The sequence below is a fragment of the Streptomyces sp. NPDC044704 genome, from assembly GCF_056433525.1.
Genome location: NZ_JBWKGY010000031.1, coordinates 41,017 through 57,244, shown reverse-complemented (window position 1 = coordinate 57,244; position 16,228 = coordinate 41,017). Strand labels below are relative to the sequence as shown.

The 16,228-nt window shown below is 69.7% G+C and carries 13 protein-coding genes and 1 pseudogene; 7 read left to right on the top strand and 7 right to left on the bottom strand.

The annotated features are described in order from the left end of the window. A complete protein-coding gene (locus tag AC07B0_RS38215) occupies positions 1-609 on the bottom strand; it encodes a nucleotide exchange factor GrpE (protein WP_469382435.1) in 609 nt (202 codons plus the stop codon). Between the two features lie 8 nt (positions 610-617). Next, entirely contained in the window at positions 618-2,519 is a 1,902-nt protein-coding gene (dnaK, locus tag AC07B0_RS38210; protein ID WP_356878969.1) for a molecular chaperone DnaK, read from the bottom strand. Positions 2,520-2,834: 315 nt separating this feature from the next. Between dnaK and AC07B0_RS38205 the strand changes: the two genes are divergently transcribed. Further along, positions 2,835-4,622, top strand: a complete 1,788-nt coding sequence (locus AC07B0_RS38205) for a PucR family transcriptional regulator (protein ID WP_469382434.1) — start codon at positions 2,835-2,837, stop codon at positions 4,620-4,622. Between the two features lie 69 nt (positions 4,623-4,691). Here AC07B0_RS38205 and uvrA read toward each other — a convergent pair whose 3' ends face one another. From uvrA to AC07B0_RS38185, 4 genes and pseudogenes are all read right to left on the bottom strand, one after another. Continuing rightward, positions 4,692-7,160, bottom strand: a complete 2,469-nt coding sequence (gene uvrA / locus AC07B0_RS38200) for an excinuclease ABC subunit UvrA (RefSeq protein WP_469382433.1) — start codon at positions 7,158-7,160, stop codon at positions 4,692-4,694. Between the two features lie 729 nt (positions 7,161-7,889). Beyond that, a pseudogene (locus AC07B0_RS38195) lies at positions 7,890-8,051 on the bottom strand (pirin); the annotation flags it as partial. Positions 8,052-8,280: 229 nt separating this feature from the next. Continuing rightward, positions 8,281-9,105, bottom strand: coding sequence for a hypothetical protein (locus tag AC07B0_RS38190; RefSeq protein ID WP_469382432.1), 825 nt, complete (start codon positions 9,103-9,105; stop codon positions 8,281-8,283). Between the two features lie 865 nt (positions 9,106-9,970). Then, positions 9,971-10,648, bottom strand: coding sequence for a hypothetical protein (locus AC07B0_RS38185; protein ID WP_469382431.1), 678 nt, complete (start codon positions 10,646-10,648; stop codon positions 9,971-9,973). 524 nt (positions 10,649-11,172) lie between these two features. Here AC07B0_RS38185 and AC07B0_RS38180 point away from each other — a divergent pair. Together AC07B0_RS38180 and AC07B0_RS38175 are read left to right on the top strand one after the other, a co-directional pair. Next, positions 11,173-11,331 carry a hypothetical protein gene (locus AC07B0_RS38180; protein WP_469382430.1) on the top strand — a complete coding sequence of 53 codons (159 nt, stop codon included), beginning with the start codon at positions 11,173-11,175 and terminating at the stop codon, positions 11,329-11,331. Between the two features lie 99 nt (positions 11,332-11,430). Further along, positions 11,431-11,664: a GlsB/YeaQ/YmgE family stress response membrane protein gene (locus AC07B0_RS38175; protein ID WP_469382429.1), complete on the top strand. Its 234-nt coding sequence runs from the start codon at positions 11,431-11,433 to the stop codon at positions 11,662-11,664. Positions 11,665-11,897: 233 nt separating this feature from the next. Here the strand turns inward: AC07B0_RS38175 and AC07B0_RS38170 are convergent, their stop codons facing one another. After that, complete coding sequence (locus AC07B0_RS38170) at positions 11,898-13,430, bottom strand: serine hydrolase domain-containing protein (protein WP_469382428.1); 1,533 nt, start codon at positions 13,428-13,430, stop codon at positions 11,898-11,900. A gap of 162 nt (positions 13,431-13,592) precedes the next feature. On the opposite strand from AC07B0_RS38170, the gene AC07B0_RS38165 reads away from it, so the two are divergent. From AC07B0_RS38165 to AC07B0_RS38150, 4 genes are all read left to right on the top strand, one after another. Further along, positions 13,593-14,243, top strand: a complete 651-nt coding sequence (locus AC07B0_RS38165) for a TetR/AcrR family transcriptional regulator (protein ID WP_469382427.1) — start codon at positions 13,593-13,595, stop codon at positions 14,241-14,243. Positions 14,244-14,284: 41 nt separating this feature from the next. Then, a complete protein-coding gene (locus AC07B0_RS38160) occupies positions 14,285-14,449 on the top strand; it encodes a hypothetical protein (protein WP_469382448.1) in 165 nt (54 codons plus the stop codon). Positions 14,450-14,618: 169 nt separating this feature from the next. Then, on the top strand, positions 14,619-15,275 hold the full coding sequence (locus AC07B0_RS38155; RefSeq protein ID WP_469382426.1) for a M15 family metallopeptidase: 657 nt from the start codon (positions 14,619-14,621) through the stop codon (positions 15,273-15,275). A 378-nt stretch (positions 15,276-15,653) separates the two neighbouring features. After that, the gene (locus tag AC07B0_RS38150) at positions 15,654-15,950 is read left to right on the top strand and encodes a hypothetical protein (protein WP_469382425.1); all 297 of its coding nucleotides are present in this window, start codon (positions 15,654-15,656) and stop codon (positions 15,948-15,950) included. Positions 15,951-16,228 lie beyond the last annotated feature (278 nt).

The following is a 16,228-nucleotide window of genomic DNA, read 5'->3' as shown; positions in this document are numbered from 1 at the left end:
TCACTCCCGCTTCGCGACGGTCACGGCGGCGGGCCTGAGCTGCCGCTCGCCGTCCCCGTAGCCGGGGCGCAGTACCTCGATGACCGTGCCCGGTGGGGCGTCGGGGTCCTGGACGACGCCGACCACCTCGTGCCGGGCCGGGTCGAAGGGGACCCCGGTCTCCGCGTGCCGCGGGTAGCCGAGCAGTTCGAGAACGTTCACCGCCTGGTCGCGTACGGCTCGGACGCCCTCCACGATCGCGCCCGGATCGGCGCCAGCGTGGGACAGGGCGAGTTCCAGGTTGTCGAGGACGGGCAGGAAGGCGGCCGCCGTACGGGACCGCTCCACCGCCCGTTCGCGCTCCAGTTCCCTGGCGTGGCGCTTGCGAAGGTTGTCGAGATCGGCAAGTGCGCGCCGCCAACGGTCCTCCAGCTCCTGGATCGCGGTCGTGTACTCGTCCTCGGCGGGCGCGGGGCCGGCGGCATCGGATCCCGGATCGCCGTACGCCGCTCCGGGCCGGGGCGGACCCGGCTCGGGCAGATCCCCGCGCGGGGCGCGTCCGGCACCGTCCGGGACCGGTTCGACCGGATCCGGCGCGGCCCGGTCGGGTTCCTGGGGGTAGATGGGCATGACGCGCCTCAGCCCTTGTCGAACTCGGCGTCGATGACATCATCGTCACCGCCACCGCCACTCGTGGAACCGCCGGTGGCGGCATCCTGGCCGGGACCTCCGCCCGTGGCGGCGGCGCCCTGATGGGCCGCCAGCCCGGCGAGCACCTGCTGGAGTTCGGAGGCCAGGGGCCGCACGCGCTCCACGCCCGCCTCTTCCTTGACCGCCGCCCGGGCGTCGGACACGAGCATCTCGCCGCGTGCCTTCTCGTGCGCCGGGGCTGCGTCGCCCAGTTCGGCGAGACGCTTCTCGACCTGGTACGCGATGGCGTCGAGTTCGTTGCGGGCGTCGACGGCCTCGCGGAGTGCCTTGTCCTGGCCCTGGTTGGATTCGGCCTCCTGGACCATGCGTTCGACCTCACCGCGGTCCAGGTTGGAACTCTCGCTGATGGTGATGCCCTGTTCCTTGCCGGTGTCCCGGTCACGGGCCTTGACCTCGAGGATGCCGTTGGCGTCGATGTCGAAGGTGACCTCGATCTGTGCTTCGCCCCGCGGCGCCGGCCGGATGTCGGTGAGCTGGAACCGGCCCAGCACCCGGTTGTCGGCGGCCAGCTCGCGCTCGCCCTGGAGGACCACCACGTCGACGGCCGGCTGGTTGTCCTCGGCGGTGGAGAAGGTCTCGCTGCGGCGCACCGGGATGGTGGTGTTCCGCTCGATGATCTTCGTCATCACTCCGCCGCGTGTCTCCACACCCAGCGACAGGGGGGTCACGTCGAGCAGCAGGACGTCCTTGACCTCTCCCTTGAGCACCCCTGCCTGGATCGCGGCCCCCAGGGCCACGACCTCATCGGGGTTGACGCTCATGTTGGGTTCCTTGCCGCCGGTCAGCCGGCGGACCAGGGTCTGGACAGCGGGGATGCGGGTGGATCCGCCGACGAGGATGACCTCGTCGATGTCGCTCTCGCCGACCTTGGCGTCGGCGATGGCCTGCTGGACCGGGCCGAGGCAGCGCTCCACCAGGTCGCCGGTGATCTGCTCGAACGTGGACCGCATGATCGTGTCGGTGAGGTGCTTGGGCCCGGCGGCGTCGGCGGTGATGAACGGCAGGCTGACCTGCGTCTGCGTCACCGAACTCAGCTCGGTCTTGGCCTTCTCCGCCGCCTCGAACAAGCGTTGCAGCGCCTGTGCGTCCTGGCGCAGGTCGATGCCGTTCTCCTTCTGGAAGTCGTCCGCGAGGTGATCCACCAGACGCCGGTCGAAGTCGTCGCCGCCCAGGTGGCTGTCGCCCGCGGTGGAGCGCACCTCCACCACGCCGTCGCCGACGTCGAGGATGCTCACGTCGAAGGTGCCGCCGCCCAGGTCAAAGACGAGGACGGTCTCGTGCTCCTTCTTGTCCACGCCGTACGCGAGGGCGGCCGCCGTCGGCTCGTTGATGATCCGCAGCACTTCCAGTCCCGCGATCCGTCCGGCGTCCTTGGTGGCGGTGCGCTGCGCGTCGTTGAAGTAGGCGGGCACCGTGATGACCGCCTCCGTAACCCGCTCCCCCAGCTGCTTGGAGGCGTCGTCCGTGAGTTTGCGCAGCACCTGTGCGCTGATCTCCTCGGGCGCGTACAGCTTGTCGCGCACCTTGAAGCGAGCCGCCCCGCCGTCGCCCTCGACGACGTCGTACGCCACCGCCCTGGCCTCGTCGGAGATCTCGTCGAAGTGCCGGCCGATGAACCGCTTGGCCGAGTAGATGGTGCCCTTGGGGTTGAGGATCGCCTGGCGCCGGGCCAGCTGGCCCACCAGGCGTTCCCCGGTGTCGGTGAAGCCCACCACGGACGGTGTCGTGCGGTTGCCCTCGCTGTTGGGCACGACGGACGGCTCTCCGCCCTCCCACACGGCAATCACCGAGTTGGTGGTGCCCAGGTCGATGCCCACTGCCTTGGCCATGAGGAACTCCTCCCGGTACGGCGCCTGCGCCGACTGTCCGGATCACGTTCGTTCAGGTACGGGCGCAGGTACGGGCGGGACCTCTGCCAGTGCTCTGCAGCCCGCCGATCAGCCCTGCGGCCTCGTCGGAGACTCCTCGTCCACGACGCCCTCAGGGTGGCGGGCCCAGCGGCTCCACGCCTGCGCCTGGCGGGTCGGAAAGGCACGGGGCCGGTCACCCCACGAGTACGAGAGGAGGAATCCGAACTTCTCGCACGAGCAGCCCGACCACGCACCACCGCTCGGCTGTAGGCTCGAAGAGGACGGAGTGATCCCATGGCCAGCAGCCGGGCGCCTAACCTGTACCGCCGCCGCTGCGACCGGGAGAGCAGCCTTCCGCGGCACAGCGGCGGGCGGCTCCCCATGGCCGCGCGTAGAGGGTCTCTCCCGGCCGACCGCGTCCCCCACGAGCTGATGGTGTTCTCCAGCGCCCTGCTCGACACTGTGGACACCCTGGACGAAGGCGAGATCCTGAGCCTGGCCATGGACCACGTAGCCGCCGCAGGGCCGTACGGCGCCGAGGCCGGATACCTCGAGGTGGACGGCGCCCTGGTCCCCAGCCCGAAGAACGGGCAGGTCCATGCCGTGGCCGTGGACCGGAGGGTACGGGAGCTGACCGGGGAGGACGGCCCGGTGAGCGTGCCCGGCCGACCCTGGGGCCGGGCCCTGGGGCTGCGCGGGTTCGGGAGGCTCCACGGCTACCTCGTGGTGACGTCCCGCTCCCGGCCCACCGACGCCGAGCGCTCCCTGCTCGCCACGCTCGTCCGGCACACTGCCGCTGCACTGTCCGTCGCCTTCGCACACCGCCTCCGACGCGAGGATGCGCTGGAGCTGCACCGGCTGAGGGAAGAGCGGACAGCCCTCCAGGGGCAGCTGATCTCCGTCGTGGCCGAGATGGGGTACCAGCGGTCCGTTCACGCGCTCATGGCCGACGTCGCCGCCTCGGGCGGCGGCGAGGAAGCCATCACCCGCGTACTGCACGGGCTCACGGGACTCCCCGCGCTGGTCGAGGACCGCTTCGGTCGGCTGAGGTCCTGGACCGGTCCTGATCGGCCCGACCCCTATCCCGAACCGGACCCCGTGCGCCAGGACGAAATGCTGCACGCCGTTGGCCGTCAGGCCGGGCCGGTGCGGGTGAAGGACCGGCTGGTCACCCTGGTCCGCCCGCATGGCGAGATCCTGGGCGTGCTGGCCCTGGTCGACGTCCGGGGCAAGGCCGACGAGCACACCCTGCGTGCGCTGGAGGACGGCGCCGCGTCGCTCGCCCCGGAGCTGGCGCACCTGCGCAATCTGGCCGAATTGGAGTCGAGGCTGCACCGCGAGGTGGCCGACGACCTCCTGGCAGGGACGGACGAGGCGAGCGCCTACGCCCGGTCCGAGGCCGTCGGACACGACCTGCACCGCCGCCACTACGTCGTCGTGGTGCAGTGGTCGAACCGGACCGCGGACGGTCCCTTCGAGCAGACCGTGAGCCGGGCGGCCTCTGCCGTGGGCATGCACTCGCTGCTCACCCGGCGGGCCGACCACGTGGTCCTGATCGCCGACGACAGGCCGCACGCCCGCGCACTGTACGAGGCGCTCGCCCGGGAGACCGGGACACGGTCCGGGACCATCGGCGTGAGCTCCCTGTGCGACTCCCCGGATGACATCCCCCACCGCTACGAGGAGGCGCAGCGCGCCCTGGAAGTAGGCCGCCACTCCCGCGAGCACTACGGCACGACATTCTTCGACGAGCTGGGCCTCTACCGCATTCTGGGACCCGGCAACGATTACCGTGAACTGGAGACGTTCGTCCACGAGTGGCTCGGGCAGCTGATCGACTACGACTCCCGGCACCACACGGCCTTGGTGGAGACGCTGTCCCAGTACTTCGACTGCGGCGGCAACTACGACGAGACCGCCGAATCCCTCGCGATCCACCGCAGCACGCTGCGCTATCGGCTCCAGCGCATCCGCAACATCAGCGGCAACGACCTCGCGAACGTCGAAAGCCGGCTCAACCTCCAGGTGGCGACCCGGGTGTGGAAGATCGTGCTGGGCGAACAAGCAGGACGACGTCGTTGAACGCGATACAGCATGAGTCCGATCCGGCCCCGAACCCGGCTGACCGGTGCGCAGCCCCTCGCGCCGTCGTCAGGAGCGCGCGAGTCGGGCCGCGAGGTAGGGCGCGGTGGCGCTGCGGCGGGCTCTCGCCACCTTGGCCGGTGGGCCCGCCGCGACCACCCGTCCGCCCGCGTCGCCGCCGCCCGGCCCGAGGTCGATGACCCAGTCGGCGGTGGCGATCGTGTCCAGGTCGTGCTCGACGAGGACGACCGTGTTGCCGGCGTCGACGAGCCGGTGCAGCTGTCGCAGCAGCAGCGCGATGTCCGAGGGGTGGAGCCCCGCCGTCGGTTCGTCGAGCAGGTAGAGCGCGTGGCCGCGGCGGGCTCGCTGCAGTTCGGTGGCCAGTTTGATGCGTTGCGCCTCACCGCCACTGAGCTCCGTCGCGGGCTGCCCCAGCCGCAGGTACCCCAGTCCCACCTCGCGCAACGTCTCCAGACTGCGGGCGGCGGCCGGGACGGCGGACAGGAATGCGGCCGCGGCGTCGACGGACAGGCCCAGCACTTCCGCGATGTTCTTGCCTCGGTAGGTGACGTCCAGGGTTTCGGCGTTGTACCGGGCGCCGTGGCAGGTCGGGCACGGTGCGTAGGTGCCGGGCAGGAAGAGCAGTTCCACCGCGACGAATCCTTCGCCCTGGCAGGTCTCGCACCGGCCTTCGGGCACGTTGAAGGAGAACCGCCCGGCCGAGTAGCCGCGCGCCCTGGCCTCGTCCGTCGACGCGTACAGCTTGCGCACCGCGTCGAACATGCCCGTGTACGTGGCCAGGTTGGAACGGGGAGTCCGGCCGATGGGCCGTTGGTCGACCCGGACCAGCCGGTCGAACGACTCGACCCCCGACGCGTCCTGGACGTCGACCACCAGCTGCGCCTCATCAGGCTCCTCGGGTACGAGTCCGAGGTGGCCGCGGACGACCTCGGCGAGCACCTGCGTCACCAGTGTCGACTTTCCGGAACCGGACACGCCCGTCACCGCCGTCAGCACGCAGAGCGGTAGGTCGACGGACACGTCGTGCAGGTTGTGGCGGGAGACGCCGCTCAGGTGCAGCCAGCCCTGCGGTGTGCGCGGGCGGTGATCGAGCGGTTCGGCGCGCCCGAACAGGTACTGGCTCGTGGCCGACTCCGCGACCCGCTCCAGACCTGCGACGGGGCCGCTGTACAGCACGCGCCCGCCGCCCTCGCCCGCGCCGGGGCCGATGTCGACCACCCAGTCCGCGCGCCGTACGACGTCCATGTCGTGCTCCACGACGAACAGCGAGTTCCCCGCTGCCTTGAGACGCTCCAGCACGTCCAGCAGCGGTTCCGCGTCAGCGGGGTGCAGGCCCGCGGAGGGTTCGTCGAGGACGTAGACGACGCCGAACAGCCCCGAGCGCAGCTGGGTGGCGATCCGCAGGCGCTGCGCCTCGCCGGGCGACAGGGTCGTCGAGCGGCGCCCGAGGCTGAGATATCCGAGGCCCAGGTCGAGCAGTACGTCGACCCGCGCGAGAAGATCGCCGCAGATCCGGACCGCGACCTCGGTCGTCTCCCCGGATCGGGCGGTCGAGGTGGTGGCGTCGGGCTCGGACCGCCCCGCGACGGGCCGCAGCAGCCTCACGACCTCGGTGAGCGGCATCGCGTTGATCTCGGCGATGGAACGTCCGGCGAAGGTCACGGCGAGCGCCTCGGGCCGCAGTCCGCTGCCGTGGCACTCGGGGCAGGGCACGCTCCTGACGAACCGGAGCGCCCGTTCGCGCATCTTCTCGCTCTTGGAGTCGGCGAGGACGTGCATGACGTGCTTGCGGGCGCTCCAGAACTTGCCCTGGTAGCCGTAGTCGACGCGGTCCTCCTCCGGCTCGATGTACACGGAGGGCTGCTCGTCGGTGTACAGCAGCCAGTCCCGGTCCTTCTTCCTGAGCCTGCGCCACGGCCGGTCGATGTCGATCCCCAGGCCGTTCACGACACTGCGCAGGTTGGCTCCCTGCCAGGCGCCCGGCCAGGCGGCGATCGCCCCCTCGCGGATGCTCAGCGAGGGGTCCGGGACGAGCAGGTCCTCGGCGACGTCGTGCACGACGCCCAGTCCGTGGCATTCGGGGCAGGCACCGGCCGTGGTGTTGGGCGAGAACGACTCGGCTTCCAGCCGTGCCGCCCCGCGGGGATAGGTGCCGGCGCGGGAGTACAGCATGCGCAGCAGATTCGACAGCGTGGTGAGGGTGCCGACCGTCGAGCGCGAGCCGGGCGACCCGCGTCGCTGCTGCAGGGCCACGGCCGGTGGCAGTCCTGTGATCTCCCGCACGTGAGGTGCGCCGACCTGCTGCAACAGCCTTCGGGCGTACGGGGCCACGGACTCGAAATAGCGCCGCTGGGCCTCCGCGTAGAGCGTCCCGAACGCGAGCGAGGACTTGCCCGAACCGGAGACGCCGGTGAAGGCGACCATCGCGTCCCGCGGAACGTCGACGTCGATGTTCCGCAGGTTGTTCTCACTGGCGCCCCGGACATGCACGAAGGGATCGGTCGCGTCCTTGCTCACCCTTCCTGACTACCTGATCCCGCCGGGAACCGCGCGACAGGCGCCGTCCCCGGGCCTCGCTCACACGAGCGTCCGGACCGTTGATTCGATTGGACCCAGCAGCCGCAGTGCACGCGCCTGCCCTCGCGGGCCATGACACTCGTCGGCACGGGCTGGGTGATCATTACCGCACGGTACGTTCGCCAGACCCCGAGGCGGCCCGGCTCTTGGTCGACCCCGCGGCCTACACGCTGGACCATTCACCCGACCCCGCCTCTCGTACGAACCTTCCGCGACTGGTGGCTGCGCAGCAGCCAGGGAACGCACGCGCCTGGCGCGACACGGCCGGCGCCCACTGGCGCGCGTACCTCAACGGGCACGGCCAGGGCGGCAGCACTCGATAGACACCGACAGCGGCATGAATGTCGGAGCGGCCTACCTGAGTGACCGGTCGAACGCCGCAGGCAGCCCTTCATCCAGGCCATGCGACGAAACCTCAGACGACTACGCTCCGTACAACCCGTCGCACCGCGTCCGAGAACCCCACCCACGACTCCTTCACGGCCCCCGGAATCGATGAAGCGAGCTGACGAACTGTCATCAAAGTCAGCGTTGGGTCAGCATGGGTCCGGGCAGAGCTGACCCCAGCTGGAGCCTCCCGTCGCCCGCCCCGCGGGAACGATCTCCGCACGGGAAGCGGCCTCTCCTCGGCTGATGTCGACTGATCGACCTACTGCAGAAAAGCGCAGCTCAGCGCGCCCGTCCGCGTGCTTTCAGGGGAACCGCCGGGAGCTGCGGAGCGGGGATCGGGGGGCCGTCGTAGCCCTTCACTTCGCCGTAGCGGGTGCCTTCCATCCAGTCCTTGCAGGCTTGTACGAACTCCTCGATGCTCCGGCCGATCCAGTTCCAGAACCACTTTCACCCGTCACCGACAGAGGGGAAGCTGCAGCCTCGGGCACGGTGATCGGTCGCTTGTGCGTGTTCGGACCACGAGCGGAGCCGCCGCTGCCAGGAACGCGCCCTCTTGCGGGTCCTGGTGGGAAGGCAGGGCTGACGCCCGCCGGCCGCGCGAAGGGATTTCGCAGGAATGCCGCACCCAGGTTCGCCCGGGCACGGCATTCGCCGACGCGATGCCTGGGCGTCAGGGGCGCTGGGAGCTCTTCGCGAGTTCCTTCTTGGCCGGGCTGGGGTGGTTCAGCCGTGGCGATGCGCCACCCTTGACGAACGGTCCGCCGGCCACCGGCTGGATGGTGACCAGTTGCCATCTCCTCGGGGCGGTCGCGGTGCCGCAGTCGAGGGTCGTGCCGTTGGAGGAGCACTGAAGCTCGTACACGTCACCGGTCGTGGTCAGTACCTTGAAGTTCGTCACCTGACCGAGCGACGAGATGGTGGCGTCACAGACGGTGGCGGGGGCGGGGTAGCCGGGGTTCTGCGTGGGGGTGGTGAGATCCTCGCGCTTGTAGTTTCCCGTCTGAGGGTCGTCCCGGTGCCCCCCGTACGTGACACCGTTGATCAGGAAGACGCTGAATTCCTCGGTGCTGTTGGAGAGGATGGAGTCGATCGAGTTTCCGCAGCCGCTGGCCCCTGCCGGTCCGGGAGGACCCGCCGGTCCAGGAGGCCCTGCCGGTCCGGGAGGACCTGCCGGACCCGTGGCCCCCTTGCACTTGTCCCGGTCGTGACGGTCACCCCCGCCCCTTGCGTCAGGCCCGTCCTCGTCCTCCTCTTCGTCGTATCCGTAGTCGTAGTCGTAGTCGTCCTCCTCCCGCCCGTCGTGGCACTTGTCGTCACCCGATGGGCTGGTCGGCGCTGCTGCTCCGGCCGCCTGAGGCGGTTCGGGGGCCGCCTGCGCAGGGCCGGCGAAGCCGAGAACTACCGCGGCCAGCGACGCCACCACACTCCCCACGATCCGGCCGCCCTGACAGGTCAGCGGACCGAGACGTGCGACCGGCCTTCTCTCAGAACTCATGCGCTTTACTCCTCGTGGAACCGAACGGAGTGATCTTGAGGAGCTTGTGCGCCTCAGTCGGCATGGTTTTATCCGCAGGCGGAACGTGTGACCCTGCCACGCGGACCGATCAACATATTGGCCCACGTATTTGATCCAACTGAGTGGACCAGCCCGACAACCGGTCCTCCCCCTCGACATCGAGGGCCGGAGTGAAGAAGGGGTCATCCAACCGGAACGTCCTCGTACCACCACCGGAGCGCGCCACCAGGAGTTATGCCGTCGGATCCGGGCGGGCACCTCGATTTCGTGGTGGGCCAGGAGCCACGCCAGTACAGCGGCGCGGCCGAACTCCGGATGCACGTCCGTACCGGCGACCGGGTCGGGGAAGCCGCCGGGGCGACGGCGCCACCGCACCACCGGCGCGGGATACCCGGGCCTCACCAGTACGTCGAAGTCGGTCCTGCGGGCGCCGAGGCGGACCGCGGCCTGGTCGGGACCGAGGGGGAGGTGCCGGTCCAGGAGAGCCGGCAGGTCCCCCGCGGGGACGGGCGATGGAGCCGCGACTGCATGCTCCAGCTCAATGGACCGCGTGCGCGAGGCGTGGGCGCCGGCCGGGGCCCGGTGTGCGGGAGCCCCTCCGCCGGGCTCCGCCGGTCTCGCCCATGTCGGAGGCCGCCGGCATCTGGGCCCGTGCTGCCGGGTGCAGGTCCAGGATGAACCTGCGGGCGGCCTCGGTCCCGCTCGCTCCGATGCCCGAATCGGCCGCCAGGGGCTGTCGGCGATGTACTCCACCGCAATCTCATCCCGGTCAGCGGCCCAGCACCTCGGCGTCTGGCCGTGCCTTCCACACCAGGATCGCGCCCTGCAAAAAACGTCGGCTGACTCACCTACCGCCAGGCACGGTGCGTTGCTGGAGGTGCAGCCAGGCCGTCAGTGCTGCCTGGAGCTCGGCTGCTTCGCTGGGGTTGAGGGTCTGGCTGGTCGTGCTGGTGTGCAGGCGTACTCCCGTGGCCGTGACCGTCCAGGCTGGACCGCGTCGCGGCGCGGAGGTCAGGGCTCCGCCCTCGGCCAGGGTGCGCAGCGCCTCCCGTATGCGCGCGGGTACACGGCCGGTGCCGGACGGGAAGGGGGTACGGAGCCGGGCAGTCAGGCCGATCACCGTGTAGAAGGCGGTCAGGGCGTCCTCGAGCGAGCCGGGGCCGGCGGGTGCGGCGCCGGTGAAGTCGGTGATGAGTTCCGGGTGCGGGCGCGGGGCGTGCGGACCGAACGGCCTGTCGTGCAGGGGATACTCGTCGGTTTCCAGACGTACGCATGCGGGCGCGATCAGTTCGCGGGTGTAGCCGCGGGCGAGCAGGGCCGCGTAGACCCTGCGCAGCTCGGCCGCCTGGCGCGGTACCGGATGCGGGTCGGGGGTGACAGGCGGGTGGGGTTTCGCGGGCCGGGGCGCCATCCCGAGAAGGCCCGTGCTCTGGTGCAGCACGCCTGCCTGAGTGAGCACCAGCGTCGCCTGCCGCCCCTTCGTGTCCGAACCGAGCCGGAAACCGACCACCATCGTGCCCATCTCGCGCCGCCCTCCGCTGACCGCCGCATCCGTCTCACCACGCTAGCCAGACCGCACGCACTCCGGGACGGGATGGCGATGTTCCCCTGGGGCGGGAGCCGCACGTGCTAAGAACCCGCTCCGGCATCCGAGGCGCGCTCCCGGTGCGGCAAGGCCGGCTCCGGCCCTGGTCATACGCCGGGCCGGGCGACCGCGCCGGTATGCCGGTAAGCGTTGGCTGGCTGTTTCTGTTGCTGGACTGGCGGCGCCACAGGTGTACATGTACCGGTATGGCTCGTCAACGGATCTGGTGGCCCCCGAATGAATTCCGTGCCGCATGCTCTGGCTTTCACGGAGTTGGACACGGCTGCTGCGCCGAGCAGCAGAAGCGGCTGACCGAGCTCGGCGTACGGCCCACCCAGGCCCCGCCTCCGGCCCCGGCGGCCGATCGTACGGCGAAGGGGCCGAGCAAGGCGCACCAGGCATTCCAGCGGGGCCTGGCGGCCCTCACGCAATGGGTAGAGCGGGAGGGCGCGGACCGGCCGGTGCCGCACGACCACGGGGAAGAGGTCGCGGTCGAGGGCGAAACGGAGCCGGTGATCGTGATGCTGGGGGTGTGGGTCTCCGACACCAAGACCCGGCACGACAAGCTCACCACCGACCAGCTCGCAGCCCTCGCGCGGCCAGGGGTGGACTGGGCGTGACAGGTTGCCTGGCTCGTCCGGGTGCGGGTGGTTGCGGTACAGGCAGTGCCGCCGAGATTGATCATGGTCGGCTAGCACGCGGGACGCGGCTGCTGCTGGGTGGCCGGCACCCTCGCCAAAATTCTGCTACCCGGACGCGACCCCGGGGGCCTGGTCGGCACCACGGCGATCGGCGTCGCCGGAGCGTTCCTCGGCGGGTGGCCATCGGCCACCTTCCTCGCCAAGCCGGTGAAGAAGCACTTCTTCGACCTCACCACGTGGGGCGCGGCCATCGGCGGTCGCTGTCCCCTCCTGATCGGCTACCGCGTCCTCTTCGGCCAGTTGCGCGACTGACCCCCGCGTCCGCCGTGCCGCTGTGCGCAATGGCGCCCAGTCAGAATTGCCGCCTCCGTGACACCCAGGCACCCCCCCCTTGAGCCATACGCCCCTCGGGGGGGGCTCCGAGAGAGTGGCGGGAGTGGTTGAGACCCTCTTCAGCACGTTTGACGTGCGGCCCCTCCGCGGTACCGGCCCGGCGCCGGTAACGACTCGTACGTTGCGCATTTTTACAAACAGAATGGCGCTAACTATCTGGTCGCCACCGGGTGGACACTGCTGACTTCCGCCGCGTTGCGTTCGGCCCGCTCGACCCGGCCCTGCCGTCGCAGACTCGTCAGCGCCCGGATCGTCATACCAGCCCGCAGCGGCGCGAGCACCAGAGCGAGCGCCGCCGCAACGACGAGCAGCCACCCCGCATCCGGCACGAACAACAACGCCACCTTCAAGTTCCCGCCCATCTGCTGAGGGAGGACGAAACAGGTGGCCGCGGCAGTCAACATGCAGAGAGCCATCGCCGCGACACCGCCGATCACGACCCGCAAGGCGCCGCAACGCAGTTCGCGTCGGGGGTGTACGACACGGAATGCCGACCATCCGACAGCTGCGGCGAGCGCAGCCACAACCGTGCTGAGCACCACCAGGATCCACGTCAACCACGAGTCCTCATCGGCCGGCCGGGGCTCGGCACCGAGCAGGATGCGGGCGACCCCGAAAGCGGTGTTGTTGAGCAGGTTCTCCTTGGCGAGCCCGGCGGCGTTGTACTGCACGACGACCGCGAGGTTGTGCTCGGGCAACAGGACCACGATGCCGTGATAGCCGGGGGTCGCCCCCGAGTGCCAAACCATCCGTTCGTCCAGTCCGTCCATTTCGTCGTCGCGCCAGCCGAAGCCGTAGCGATGGCGGTCGTGGACGGAGACCGTACCCTCGTGCATCTGCCGGAAGCCGTCCCGGGACAGCACGCCCTTTCCACCGCCCGTCAGTTGAGCAGAGGCGAAGGCGCTCAGGTCCTTCAGACTGGCGCCCAAATAGCCGTACGGCACACCCGAGGTGTCGTACCCGAAGTCGAACCTCTTCGACTGACCGAAGAAGAACCGGTGCCCGGGGGCGAGCGCCGCCCGCTCGGCTTCCTCGCTGTTGGTGAGCGCACCGTCCATCCCCAGCGGCTTCAGCACGTTCTCCCTCAGCTGCTGATCGAACGGCTTCCCGGTGACCTCCTCCAACAGCGCCCCGAGCAACATGTAATTGGCGTTGCTGTACTCGTGCCGCTCGCCGGGCGCCGCGGACAGCGAAACGTCAGCCAGGTCCCGGGCTACGCGCTGGATGCCGCCCGGCTCGTTGTCGAAGCGGTCGGCGCGCGTGATGCCGTCCCGCTCGGACAGTCCGCTCGACTGGTTGAGCAACTGCCTTACGGTGACGGGCTTCTGTCCTTCACCCTTCGGATGGAACCAGGGTAGGTACCGCCGTACCGGCGCGTCCAATTCGACCTTGCCCGCCTCGACCTGTCGCATCACCGCGAGCGCGGTGACCGGCTTGGCCAGGGAGCCGACAAGGAAGGGCGTACGCGTGGTCACGGGATCACCCCGGCCGTCCTCCCCGTACGTCCCGCTGTGAATCAACTCGTGGCCGCGGACGACCGAGTACGCCACTCCGGGAACATCCGCGCGCTCCTTCTGCTCCCGCACGAACCGGTCCACCTTCGCGAACACCGCCCCCTCGGGTGCGGGCTCGGCAGCGGATGCGGTCGTGGGCACAAGCGACGCCAGGAACACCAGCCCCGCCACGCCGACCCCCCGCAGCAACCTCGAAGCACGCCCTCGACACCTCATGACCATCACCGCATCCCTTGCGATCCCCCCACCCCCCGGACATGGAAAGGCGGCCCTGATCACCGATTACCGTATGGCTGTACGGTTATTTTTGCAATACAGCGGTACGGTTACGTCATGCCTCGCGTAGCCGATCACGAAGAACGCCGTCAGCAGGTCGCCGCCGCCGCGGGCCGGCTCATCGCCACCAAGGGCCTGAACGCGGTGACGGTCGGCAAGACGGCCGCCGAAGCCGGTATCTCGGTCGGCCTTGTGCAGCACTACTTCCGCACTAAGGACGAGATGCTGCTCTTCACCTACCGGCACATCCTGGAGACCGTCGAACACCGCCTCGCGGAACTCGTCGTCCGCGCCGAGAAGGCCGGCACCCGCATCGAGCACATCCTGCTCGACGGTCTCGCCGAGACCATGCCGCTCGACGAACGGCGCCGCCAGGAGTGTCGTGTCGCCCTCGCCTTCACGGGCCGCGCGATCGACGACCCGCACCTCGGCGAGGTCAAGGCGGCCGCACTGCGCCGCCTGCGCTCACTCATCGCGACCGCCGTCACCAACGCCAAGGAGTGCGGAGAGGTCCCGCACGCCACGGACGCCTCTACCACCGCCGCCCGTATCGCCGCCTACGCCGACGGCCTGACCATCCACCTGTGCGCCGACGCCGACGGGCTGAACCCCGACGGCGCGCTCACCGCGCTCGGCGAGTTCCTCGCGGAAGTGTTCACCGGTGAGTGCCGACTACGGGGAATGGCGCCAGGAGTGCGCCCCGTCTGACCATCGGGGCCTGCGGACTCAACGCCGCGTTCACCGCCCGGGTGCCGCTTCGACGGGCGAAGGTCCACGGCACCCACGGCGAGGCCATCGGCCTCCGGGCGATCCGCGACCACGTCGTCGCTAAGCACCGCAACGGCCCGACCGCCACGATCACGACCGCGTTCCGGGGCCACTACCCGCGCTTCGTCGACATGCCCAGCACCTGAGGCGGACCATGCAGGGTCTCGGAGTTCGCTGCACAGTCTCACGCTCCGCTTCATATCGGCTGCTGCACTTATGAAGCGATCGTGAGACGAGCAGGTCGGAACGTTCGTTCGTTCGGGCTGCTCGGCTCCCGACTGAAGGCTGGTCGCGAGGCCACGAGATGATCGATTCATGACTGAGATAGTTCTGATGTCCGATCCGAAGGTCGCAGCCATGCCTGTCCACGAGTGCGGTGAACGGCTCGTGGACGTGCGGCGAGAACGCTTCTTGCTGGTCGACGAGCGGAAGTGGCAAGACTCCGCCGGCGCCTTCGCCCACCTGCGGGAAGGAGTGCTCGACCGGCTCCTCAAAGCACAGTCGCAGCTGCCTCAAGGAATGCGGCTGCTGTTCGTCGAGGGATACCGCCCTCCCTCCCTTCAACGTCGCTACTTCGACGAATACGCAGCCCAACTGCGCGCGGAGCACCCGGAATGGACTCCTGAACAAGTCCGCTCGGCAGCCAGCCGCTACGTGTCTCCGCCCGAGATCGCGCCGCACAGCGCCGGGGCGGCTGTCGACCTGACGCTCGCTGATGACGACGGGCGCGAGCTTGAGATGGGCACTCGGATGAACGCCACTCCGGAGGAGAGCGCGGGGGCTTGTTACACGCAGGCCGGCAGCATCAGTGACGAGGCTCGCTCTCATCGGGACATCCTGGGCACTGCGCTCACCGCTGCAGGCCTGGTCAACTACCCCACAGAGTGGTGGCACTGGTCATACGGAGACCGCTACTGGGCCTTGCAAACAGGAGCGGAAGCCGCCCACTACGGGCCCAGGGAACTCGACTGACCGCAGATCTAGCGAAGGTCTCGAATCGTAAGAAGTCGCTCTGGTTGCGGGCCGGAGGCCTCGGCCTGCAACCGAGTTAATGACACGTGCCCTGAGACAGAGTCGCCATGACATGACGTGAGGCAGCTTGAAGAGCCGCCGGTCGGGGGATGGATTCTCAGGGGTGACGGCGCCTGGCCCGGGGCACCGCCCCGCCCGCTTGTCCATTCGAAGGAGCACCCCGGCAGGCTCCTGCCCGGCTATGGGCAGCTCTCGGAGGTCGCTTTGAGGGGCTTCTAGGGGCGCAACAGGGGGCGGGTCGTATGGTCCGCGGGTTGGTGGGCGGGAAGCATGGGTGGCGTCCTTTGCCAAATCGTCCAGCACATGAAGGAGTTGGTCATGCGACGCCGCATTTCCGCCACCCTGGCCCTCGGGGCTGCTCTCGCGATCGCACCCGTGGCGACCGCTTCCGCCGCCACCCCGACCACCGTCACCGCCGACCAGTGCTTCAAGAACGGCGGCTTCTTCGGCGGCTACAACAGTGACGCCAAGGCGTTCTGCACGCGCGGCGTCTACGACGGCATCCCGTTCGACAAGGACCCGAACCAGGGGTGGTGTCCCGAGGGCCAGCACATCGTCTTCCGATACCTGCAAGGCCTGTTCTGCGTACCCAACGTGCCCACCATCAAGGGCTGACACCAGCCGCTCGGAAGTGGCATGAGCTGACAGCCCCGCAGCAGACCGGCCGCTGCGGGGCTTGCGGGCACCTGTACCCGAGGCTGCCATTCCCCCCTTGGGCCTGCGTCATCGACCGACGTGCCGCATGCCGTGCCGCTCCCCCGGCCGTAACCACCCAGCAGGCCCGGGCCGAGCCCCAGGCCGAGGGAAGGCTACGGGGAGGCGGAGGTGAGCGAGATCCGCGCCTCCACGCCGACGCGCCCCGATGCCGGCGCCGGACAGCAGCCGGCTCCTCG

Bases quoted from the DNA above. Each gene is read 5' to 3' on its own strand.
- AC07B0_RS38215 (WP_469382435.1), bottom strand. From the start codon at position 609: ATGCCCATCTACCCCCAGGAACCCGACCGGGCCGCGCCGGATCCGGTC.
- AC07B0_RS38165 (WP_469382427.1), top strand. From the start codon at position 13,593: ATGCCTCGCGTAGCCGATCACGAAGAACGCCGTCAGCAGGTCGCCGCC.
- AC07B0_RS38150 (WP_469382425.1), top strand. From the start codon at position 15,654: ATGCGACGCCGCATTTCCGCCACCCTGGCCCTCGGGGCTGCTCTCGCG.
- AC07B0_RS38190 (WP_469382432.1), bottom strand. From the start codon at position 9,105: ATGAGTTCTGAGAGAAGGCCGGTCGCACGTCTCGGTCCGCTGACCTGT.
- dnaK (WP_356878969.1), bottom strand. From the start codon at position 2,519: ATGGCCAAGGCAGTGGGCATCGACCTGGGCACCACCAACTCGGTGATT.
- AC07B0_RS38155 (WP_469382426.1), top strand. From the start codon at position 14,619: ATGACTGAGATAGTTCTGATGTCCGATCCGAAGGTCGCAGCCATGCCT.
- AC07B0_RS38185 (WP_469382431.1), bottom strand. From the start codon at position 10,648: ATGGGCACGATGGTGGTCGGTTTCCGGCTCGGTTCGGACACGAAGGGG.
- AC07B0_RS38205 (WP_469382434.1), top strand. From the start codon at position 2,835: ATGGCCAGCAGCCGGGCGCCTAACCTGTACCGCCGCCGCTGCGACCGG.